Genomic DNA, 7,508 nt, shown 5'->3' with positions numbered 1-7,508 from the left:
CAGGACTTCCCAAAGCTATCTTTACATAATGCGCAGTTATGGTACACCTGTAGCCGATAGCCATAACGCCATTATATAAAATAGCCGCTACAGCCAACCCGCTAACGCCCTGCGCCATGCCTGCGGCTGGCTGGGTTGTTGCATTCCGCTGAAGAACGAACCCCCTAAGTAACATCCCGCGCCGTTCGTGCTTCAGCGGAACGTTTTTAAAGCGGAAGAGCTGCCTGGGATCAGGCCTGGGGATCTTCCGCTTTAAAAATGAGAGCCCTAGTGGCGATTGAACGTCACACCAACAAGCTAAAAAGCCTTACGCAGTAATGATAAAAGGCGAAGCCGTAGCGAGCGCCGAGCCTGACGGACACACAGGGTCTGCGAAGTATGAGCAGCGTGTGGGCGCCACAAGGGTTTTTAATCCGCTTTATAAAAACTACTTTTCCTTAAAAACCCGCAGTAGGGCGAGGCACAAAGCGGCGAGCCTGATGAAGCAACGCTTTGTTGCGCACAGCGCAATAAAAAAAGTTGCGGGTGAGCGCAGCAGAAGCAGGGAAGCGAAGATTTTTACAGACTTGTAAAAACGAGCATAGAAGGGGCGAAGCGAACACCTTATAACCCGCCTGTGGTGAAATAACCCACTCCAATAAAAAAACCCGAACTTAAAAAGATCGGGTAACGCTTTGATAAAAGAGGCAACTCAGGAGCTTTTAAGCCATTCGGCCAACCCTTCCAGTTCGTCCTGCGGGTAACTGGCCAAAAGGATCTTACAGAGCCAGTAAAGGCTGTTGTCATCTGCTTTCCCGGGTGGGTCGGTAGTGCGGGTAAGTAGCAAAGCCGCCTGTAAAAGGGCCTGCTGCATATAGCCTAACTCGTCTAAATCGGTAATAGGTAATTTTATATAACGCTCACCCGTAGCGGGATCGGTATGCACAGTACAGCCGTACCGGGCGGTAAATTCGTATGGATTCATTGTTACAGTTTTTAAGGATTGAAAAACCCGCCTTAGCCTTCCTTCTGTACTGTAACATACAGCGCAAGGGTTTCCCTTCTTGCAGGCATAACGGGCGTATTTTAGTTAACGTACTGGTTAACGTGTTACAGTTTCAAGGAGCAAAAATAAGATTATCTTTCTGTTTCAGGGACTTCGGTTATGGGTTTTCATACATATCAGATTATAAATGTTTATAGACAGTTCACCGCAAAGGGTGGTACGTGCTTACCATGTCCTGCAACTGCTTAAGGTCTTCCTGAAGGTACCGCTCGGTAGTACTTATGCGCCGGTGGCCGGCCATCACCTGCACCTCCCGAAGGTTGTACATGGTAAGCCACTGTACAATCACACTGGCACGCAACTGGTGCGGTTTGGTGATCTTGCGGTTCATCGTTTTCAGGGTTTTCATGATACCCCCTACTGTATCGGTAAGCCGCCCCCCGGCCACAGGGAACAGATCTTCACAACCCTCTTTCCCCCCACGGCACAACGCCGGGCGTATTTCCTGCAGGTATTCCATAAGATCCAGTACCTGCCATGACTGTAACGCCAGGTCTCTGCGTGCCCCCATACGACCGCCAGGGATGTGAAGCCTCCCTTTATGCAGCGCTATATGGCCCGTCTCTAAACGCGCCATCTCTACGGTACGCAACCCCTGATATACCATAAGCCCTACCATTACTTTATTGCGCTTACGGGCCCGGCGGGCATACCCCCGGGGGTCGGCATCAACGGGGTAATTGTAATACAGGTCTTCCAGTTCTTCACGGCTTAACAGCCCGGTAAGCATCTTTTGGGACGTCTCCCCACGTACCCATAGTGTACTAAAGGGGTTGGCCGCCACACATCCGGTAGCCATCAGGTAGTTAAAATACTGCCGGGTACCGGCAATCTTACTGTTTATGGTGCGTATATTGCTGTGCTGTGTTTTCAGGTAGGCTACATAGGCCACCGCACAGGGGTAGTTCACAGCGGCTAAGGCTACCTGCTCCTGCAGGGCCCAGCGCATAAACCGCTCGCTCTGATATACATAGCTCTTACGGCTGCGGCTGCTAAAGCCTTCTTTTTCTAAATAGGTGCTAAAGTTCATACCTGTTCTAATAAGTGGGTGTAGAGTTGGGTGGTCTCTAAAGAAGCATGCCCTAAAAACTGCCGGATACCTTCCATAGGGGCGCCCTGTTGTAAAAGGTGGGTGGCAATGCTGTGGCGCAGGCTGTGCGGGGTGGGACGCTTCTCTGATAAGCCGGGGTGAGTACTGGCCGCTACCAGAGCATCCAGCCGGTTACCCATACTCTGAGGGCCCAGGCGCAACCCCTGGGAACCTATAAAAAAGGCCTCACTGGCCCCCGAACGGTAAAACAGCGGCCGACCCTCATACAGATAATCCTCTAAAACAGCCAGATTCTGTAACGTGACCGGTACATACCGCTCTTTGTAGTTCTTCCCCGCACGTACATGCAGCAATGCTTTCTCAAAAAAAAGATCTTTACGGTCTAACTGTACGGCCTCATTTACCCGAAGCCCGCAACCGTACAACACTACCAGAAGGGCCTGATCCCGAAGACGGATACGCAGCACATTCCCGGTAACCTCGGTAGCTTTGAACAGCGCGCGTATTTCACTCTGGGTAAGCACCACCCGTGGGCTCTCCTGGCCTGATTCAGCTTTTAAATGCAACGGCAACGGACGCCCCCCGTGGTGTTTCAGGTATTCGTTAAACTTGCGCAGGGCCTGCTGGTGCTGGTTTAAACACGCACCGCTAAGACCCCCGCCACTAAGGTGATTGGGACGCTCCCGTAAATACCGGTAGTACGCCTTAACAGCCGCTGCGGTAATGCTGTCTAAACAGGTATGGCCCTGCTGCTCCATACCATGTAAAAACTCCCGAAGGTACCGCGGGTAGTTGGTACGGGTACTGCTACTGTACCCCAGTATGTCCAGCCAGTGCTGATAAGAGCGCAGTACTTCCTGATAACTGCGGGTGTGTAAAGGTAATTTTTTCATGGCCCTGATGGTTTTTTTAAAAAAATGGCGAACTGTACATAACTAGTTAGCCTGCTGCTCGTTAACTTCGCCATGTGGCCCCTGGCGAACCGCTGGCGGTGTGGCGGTCGAGAGCCTCGACACGCAGGCATGTAAAGCATGGTTTATTTGCGCTTTAAGGGTCTGGTATTCGTTCACATCTGTAATCTCAAAACAGTAACTCCGGTCGCCCGTCCTGGCTTTTTTAACCCTTCGTATATACTGCTCTGCCAATAGTTGAGCATGGTAACGTCGCAACGTGGTTTCTTTTACCCGCAGGTGCCGCCGTATCTCCGCATTGGTAAAAGTGGTCTGGTTGTTCTCTTGTAAATAGGCTTTCAGCCTTTCTAAATGATCACGGCAGGCCCCGGTAAGCGTATCACTTTTACGCAGTAAAACATCCATGATCAACGCGTTGGCTTCCTCTATATCTTCAATCGTAGTCTCTATAAACATTTCACCCGTTTCCTCATTGGTTTTCTGCTCCCGTTGGTATTGCTTATAGAAGGTAATGGCCTCGATAAACTGTAAATAGTGGCTGTTGGTCCTTCGCGGTTTAAATACACTCTCAGGCAGTGCCAGGTATTCCGCAAAAGGGTTAATGACCTTTATAGGCTTTAGTACCCGCTGCACATTGCAGAGAAGCTCTGCTGCTTTAAATTCCTCGTCCTCGTTTACTTTTCCTGCACTGATCAACCGTTGGTAATTCATTATTCTAATGTCCTGTTCGTGGCTTTCATCGATGTAGAGTAAGAAGCTTCTATTGCTGTTATCCTCGTAAACGCGTTCCTGGGTGGTACAACCGGCCACGCTTACAGGGCCCTCTACCGTTAAATGTACCGTCTTGGTCGTGCCTTTGGCATCTTTATGTACCACGGTTTTGGTAATGCGCTTTTTGCTCTGCAGTTCCCGGAGCGGGTACAGTACGCTTTCCGCTCCGTCCAGGTCTTCGATCAATATGAGTTTGTGTTGTAACTCTGTGCGATTGAAGTAATAAAACGCGTTGGCCGAGAGTACGGTAATCTCTATTTTGTCTTCTTCGGGGATAAGCTCGGCTACTTTGCTCTGCAGGTGGGTCTTGCCCACCCCACTACTGCCCAGGCTGATGCAGTGCAAAGGGTTGTTGGTCTTTCGTGATGTAAATATGAGGTACATCAGCAGGCGGTTGGTCTCTTCGCCTATCACCCCGCTTTTCCCGATAAGGTCGTTGGTCTTTTTTAATACCTCTTTTTGCTTTAAAAATCGTACGGCCTCTTTTTCCGCTGCTCCGGTAAGTGCCTTAAAAAACGGGCGGGCAGCCTCCTGCTCTTTGGCGATCAGTAAAAAACGATAATTTTCCAACTCTTTGGTAAGGGCCTGCAGGGTGCTTCTCACTATACTGGTGCCTATCTCCAGTCGCTCGGCTACTTTCCTGGTAAACTTCTCCACTTGGGTATCGTTATACAGGTCAAGCGAGTGGCGCAATACATTATGCGGGTCGCTGAGCTTGCCGATGCGCTGTATGCTCAGGGTCACCCGAAGGCTCTCCATCTTACCGGTCTTTAAACCTCCTAAAATGTGGATTTCTAAATGCTTGGTGGTGCCTGCCTTGCCGTCAGGCAGGTATGCGTAGTTGTGGGGGTTGGAAGTATCAAGAGTGTTCATAAGTTTTTAGTTGTGCTTATTTGCACACAATATTACTTATTCTCTTTATTTAAACCAAACTTTATTGCTTTATTTTATGCACACCCTCTTTATTTTTATTGGTATCCTTGTGCGTATTTGGTAGATTTGTGAAGATTATAAAGCATTTTATGTATCATGAGTTTCGGTGAACGCCTTAAAAAAGCAAGACAGGATAAAGGACTTTCCCAATCAGAGTTGGGTAAAATGGTGGATGTACATTATACACAGATCGGACGTTACGAGAGTAAGGGCGTAAAACCCTCTGGGGAAGTATTATCTAAAATTGCAAGTACCCTAGGGGTTACTTCCGATTACCTTATGAGTGGTTCCAGCCAAGAACAGGCAGAAGCCACTTTGAACGACCGCGAACTGCTTAACCTGTTCCAAAGGGTAGAACAGTTACCGCAGGATAAAAAAGATATTGTAAAAGAACTCTTAGAGTCATTTCTGCTTAAATACGATCTGCAAAAACGAATGACATAAAAAAACCACCCCGAAGGTGGTTTTTAAGTTATTGCTCCTACATCTAATAATTAACTATCTCAACAGTCGCTCCTTTATCAGGGGTGAGCCTATCTAAATAATAATAGAATATAGCACAGTTATCCTTCCTAAACTTGCTTTCAGTAGGAATGTTCCTATCATCCATTGGCAGTGATGTATTGATTACAAATTTTTTTTTATCCAAATTATTCTCTATCACTTCTGACTTGTTCGATACAATCTCCCATTCATAAATCTGGTTCTTCCAACAAATGTATAGTACATCTGATATTTCATCTACATTTTTCATACTCAACTTTACAAAATTGTCTGATGAAATAGAAGAATGTTTACCATCCATTATGAACCGATAATTTCCTTCATCAATTACAGTTATACATTGTGCTTTGTCTTTAGAATAAAAATGAATCGTCCTATTTTTTTGGCATCCAATAATGATTAAAAAAAATACTAATAAAAATATTCTTATGTAAAATCTCATATATAATGATTTATTCATTTTATAAAGTCTAGTTTCTTAATTTGATCCCTAAATCATAACCAACTCTTTGAGCCTTTTGCGTTGTCACTCCTTCCGTTTTGACATTGATGACCGGAACATAGATCACATTTCCATCATAAGGCCTTCCTATTGATGCTTTTGTTCGTGATTTTAAAACCAAAAAGGCTAACGCATAAAAATACCCCCCCAATAGTGTCTAACTTTTTGGGGGCACTTCAGAAGGGTGGCTTTTTTATTATTGTTTCAAGTTTAGAATACTGTAATGTCCAAAATCAATTGATGCACTATATTTAACGTCGCTATTAATTGGCTCGTACAATCGCTTATATTTTTTTCTATCTAAATTATAGATGCTCAACACACTAAACGGTTCTTTTAACCATTTCTTACCATAATTTATGGTATAGTAATAGCCTTTTGATTTTCCCTTATGTTCACTATTGTATGAAAAAGTAATTTCGATAGATTTTATATCCTCTGACATCATCTTTTCATATTGTGATTGTTTAACCATAAAACTTCCCGGATGATATTTTGGTGATACTGTAAAATAATCACCTCTTGTATCTGTAAGTTTCATTTTAAGGTTTTCAACATTATTAGCCACTACATCGTCAATTACTATTACTATATCAAATTCTTTCTCTTCTTGACCAAAAGAAACGTAAAAAGAGCTGATGATTAAAACGATACTTATAAATATTCTCATAATTTTAGTTTCCTAATATTTTCTTAACTGTTTTTGCTGGTAGCGATATTTGGAGCTGTGATTTATTGTTAAATATTGACACTCCTTTAGTTCTACTATCAATAAGTTTGCCATCCGACCCTCTAGTCACACTACCACTAATCGGCCCAACAATTATATTTGTCCTGACATTCTTGAACGCCTCTGTATCCGAACCAGCTGTTGGCGTATTGGCTGAGAAAGGGAATACTTGCCCATCTTGCTCGATAGCTTCCGTTGGATGCGAATGAATTGTGGCTGTTATTTCCTCTCCTGGCAATAATGGGGTTTCAGGTATATTGGTTTCCGCCGTGGCACTATAAGTGCCATCACTTTGCTTAGTAATAGTTGGTTCACTTCCGGTCTCTGCTCTATTTATCCTTCTCCCATTTTCAACTACAGTTGATGCTTCTTCTCTCCTACCTCCGTTTGCTTCCTGCCTATCTAAAACATTTAAACTTTCTTGGAGTGTAGCATCGTCTGGAAGAACTACAGCATTATTAGCACTTAAACCAACTTGGTCAAGATTGACATTTCCTTCAATCTTGCTGATTTCATTTGCTTTCTCATTATCAGTAACAACTACTTTGACACCATTATCAACGCCATCAGTTCCTATTTTTTTACCATTTTTATCGAATAGGTCTGTGAAAGGAGCCATACCATCTGGGTCTTGGAATATGATAGGATTATCAAACGCATAGTTATACGGGCTATGCCTACGCATCTGCTCGGCTAAGGGGTCTATGTTCATCCATCTTCCCAGAGCAGGGTCATAGTTCCTAGCGGTAATATCATACCATTGCAGGTTCAGCTCGTCCTGCAACTCCTTCCCGCCAAACTTCCAGCGTTGGGCCACACTGTTCCCTAAAGCGCCTATGCCATCATTTACCCCACGTACCCTTAACCCGAAGGGGTAGTAGGTATTCTCTTCAATAAGCTCATCCTGGGAAATGGTACCATCCCCGTTACCATCGCTATAACTTACACGAATATTCTCCAGATGGTCTCTATACTGATACACATACCTAAACTGCCCGCCACCGTCTTTATATACATAGCCTTCGGAGGTGTTAAAAAATTGCAGTTGGCCGTTCTCATAG

At 45.0% G+C, this 7,508-nt stretch carries 9 protein-coding genes; 2 read left to right on the top strand and 7 right to left on the bottom strand.

Features of this window, described 5'->3' with window-relative positions:
- Positions 1 to 317 precede the first annotated feature (317 nt).
- Positions 318 to 572, top strand: a complete 255-nt coding sequence (locus WAO84_RS16900) for a hypothetical protein (RefSeq protein ID WP_340067312.1) — start codon at positions 318 to 320, stop codon at positions 570 to 572.
- Between the two features lie 119 nt (positions 573 to 691).
- Here the strand turns inward: WAO84_RS16900 and WAO84_RS16895 are convergent, their stop codons facing one another.
- From WAO84_RS16895 to WAO84_RS16880, 4 genes are all read right to left on the bottom strand, one after another.
- Positions 692 to 964, bottom strand: a complete 273-nt coding sequence (locus tag WAO84_RS16895; protein WP_340067310.1) for a hypothetical protein — start codon at positions 962 to 964, stop codon at positions 692 to 694.
- A 223-nt stretch (positions 965 to 1,187) separates the two neighbouring features.
- Positions 1,188 to 2,075, bottom strand: coding sequence for a tyrosine-type recombinase/integrase (locus WAO84_RS16890; RefSeq protein WP_340067308.1), 888 nt, complete (start codon positions 2,073 to 2,075; stop codon positions 1,188 to 1,190).
- Positions 2,072 to 2,989 (bottom strand): tyrosine-type recombinase/integrase, encoded by a 918-nt coding sequence (locus WAO84_RS16885; protein WP_340067307.1) that lies wholly within the window; start codon positions 2,987 to 2,989, stop codon positions 2,072 to 2,074. The genes WAO84_RS16890 and WAO84_RS16885 overlap by 4 nt, the downstream gene beginning before the upstream one ends.
- Positions 2,990 to 3,031: 42 nt before the next feature.
- Positions 3,032 to 4,651, bottom strand: coding sequence for a hypothetical protein (locus WAO84_RS16880; protein ID WP_340067305.1), 1,620 nt, complete (start codon positions 4,649 to 4,651; stop codon positions 3,032 to 3,034).
- A 156-nt stretch (positions 4,652 to 4,807) separates the two neighbouring features.
- Between WAO84_RS16880 and WAO84_RS16875 the strand changes: the two genes are divergently transcribed.
- Positions 4,808 to 5,155, top strand: a complete 348-nt coding sequence (locus WAO84_RS16875; RefSeq protein WP_340067303.1) for a helix-turn-helix domain-containing protein — start codon at positions 4,808 to 4,810, stop codon at positions 5,153 to 5,155.
- Between the two features lie 43 nt (positions 5,156 to 5,198).
- Here the strand turns inward: WAO84_RS16875 and WAO84_RS16870 are convergent, their stop codons facing one another.
- The 3 genes from WAO84_RS16870 to WAO84_RS16860 form a co-directional block, all read right to left on the bottom strand.
- Entirely contained in the window at positions 5,199 to 5,657 is a 459-nt protein-coding gene (locus WAO84_RS16870) for a hypothetical protein (protein WP_340067301.1), read from the bottom strand.
- 256 nt (positions 5,658 to 5,913) lie between these two features.
- On the bottom strand, positions 5,914 to 6,387 hold the full coding sequence (locus WAO84_RS16865; protein ID WP_340067300.1) for a hypothetical protein: 474 nt from the start codon (positions 6,385 to 6,387) through the stop codon (positions 5,914 to 5,916).
- A gap of 4 nt (positions 6,388 to 6,391) precedes the next feature.
- The coding region (locus WAO84_RS16860; RefSeq protein WP_340067299.1) for an RHS repeat domain-containing protein at positions 6,392 to 7,508 on the bottom strand (1,117 nt) is incomplete at its 5' end.

The organism is Ascidiimonas aurantiaca (genome assembly GCF_037646345.1).
Lineage (GTDB): Bacteria > Bacteroidota > Bacteroidia > Flavobacteriales > Flavobacteriaceae > Ascidiimonas > Ascidiimonas aurantiaca.
The sequence above is the reverse complement of the archived record's forward strand: the minus strand, read 5'-3'. Positions and strand labels throughout refer to the sequence as shown.